The sequence below is a fragment of the Veillonella parvula genome, assembly GCF_018378075.1.
Taxonomy (GTDB): domain Bacteria; phylum Bacillota; class Negativicutes; order Veillonellales; family Veillonellaceae; genus Veillonella; species Veillonella parvula_K.
In genome coordinates, this window is the sequence record NZ_JAGZYE010000023.1 from 1 (window position 1) to 1,545 (window position 1,545).

Consider the following 1,545-nt stretch of genomic DNA (forward strand, 5'->3'; position numbering starts at 1 on the left):
CGCCGTCGTATCTGGCGAAAGTTGCATCTTGCTGTTGACAGCAACACACATGAAGTTGTCTGTGCAGACCTGTCGCTGAATAACGTCACGGACTCAGAAGCCTTCCCGGGCCTTATCCGGCAGACTCACAGAAAAATCAGGGCAGCCGCGGCAGACGGGGCTTACGATACCCGGCTCTGTCACGATGAACTGCGCCGCAAAAAAATCAGCGCGCTTATTCCTCCCCGAAAAGGAGCAGGTTACTGGCCCGGTGAGTACGCAGACCGCAACCGTGCCGTTGCTAATCAGCGGCTGAGCGGAAGCAATGCACGGTGGAAATGGACAACGGAATATAACCGTCGCTCGATAGCGGAAACGGCAATGTACAGAATGAAGCAGTTGTTGGGAGATTCACTGACGCTGCGTGACTACGATGGTCAGGTAGCGGAAGCTATGGCCATGGTGCGTGCGTTGAACAGGATGACAAAGGCACAAGGGGCTCCACAAGAAATCAAACTAGTGGGTGGGGAGCTAGTTTGCCCCCATCCACTCCCTCAATATCGCAGATGTTAGTGGTTATGTTTTTTCTATGCTGAGCAGGCATTAATTCCGATAAGACCTTATTCATTTGATTGGGTCTTTTTAAATTAACTTTATCCATTATTTTTCTCTTATGAGAGAATATCGTTTTATTGGAAACGTCTAAGATGAGAGCTATTTCTTTGTTGCTCCAACCAAGAGAGGTTAAATACAAAATATTTTTTTCCCTTGGTGTTAGCTTTTCTTTTTTATTTGCTCTTTGTGGGGTGTATTTATTTATTTCTCTGGAAATCATACTCTTTATGTTTTCCAGAGATTCACTCATCGGAATTGCAATGACGTATGGGTGATTTATTAATGAGCGATAAAAATCAATATAATCACTATCCACTAAAATAATAACAACTTCATATTCTCTTCTTTTAATCTTTTCTTCTAACGATGGCAATTCAGTCCAGAGGTTAGGGGTATTTATGAAGACAAGGCTATGTTTCTTCAAAAAGAATTCGTGACAAAGTTGAATGTGTCGCGACAAATGCAAAATAGAATAACTCAAAATATCATCAATGAGTGCCTTACCTTTAATTACATGAATACCTTTGGTTGTTTCACTTCTAATTAAATTGATATTATTCATTGCCGTCCCCTTTCAATCCCTACTGTTTTAATTTTTATAAATTTAAGTAATGTCAAACATCATAGCAAAGATTGGTAATCAACTGCAAACCCTTGACTTTAATAATTAAAGTTAACGAAATGTTATTCATAATGCTCTATATGGTAATGACTCCAACTTATTGATAGTGTTTTATGTTCAGATAATGCCCGATGACTTTGTCATGCAGATCCACCGATTTTGAGAGCGACAGCGACTTCCGTCCCAGCCGTGCCAGGTGCTGCCTCAGATTCAGGTTATGCCGCTCAATTCGCTGCGTATATCGCTTGCTGATTACGTGCAGTTTTCCCTTCAGGCGGGATTCATACAGCGGCCAGCCATCCGTCATCCATATCACCACGTCAAAGGGT

The 1,545-nt window shown here is 42.2% G+C and carries 3 protein-coding genes; 1 reads left to right on the forward strand and 2 read right to left on the reverse strand.

The genetic code is table 11. The features are described from left to right. Positions 1 to 552: IS5 family transposase (locus tag KH286_RS09525; protein WP_278617868.1), on the forward strand; the 552-nt coding region annotated here is incomplete at its 5' end. Here the strand turns inward: KH286_RS09525 and KH286_RS09530 are convergent. Together KH286_RS09530 and KH286_RS09535 are read right to left on the reverse strand one after the other, a co-directional pair. Then, positions 491 to 1,156, reverse strand: coding sequence for a helix-turn-helix transcriptional regulator (locus KH286_RS09530; protein WP_020804663.1), 666 nt, complete (start codon positions 1,154 to 1,156; stop codon positions 491 to 493). The two genes, KH286_RS09525 and KH286_RS09530, sit on opposite strands and share 62 nt — an antisense overlap. A 157-nt stretch (positions 1,157 to 1,313) precedes the next feature. Further along, positions 1,314 to 1,545: IS1 family transposase (locus KH286_RS09535; RefSeq protein ID WP_278617869.1), on the reverse strand; the 232-nt coding region annotated here is incomplete at its 5' end.

Coding starts and splice junctions, on each gene's coding strand:
- KH286_RS09530 (WP_020804663.1), bottom strand. CDS start 1,156: ATGAATAATATCAATTTAATTAGAAGTGAAACAACCAAAGGTATTCAT.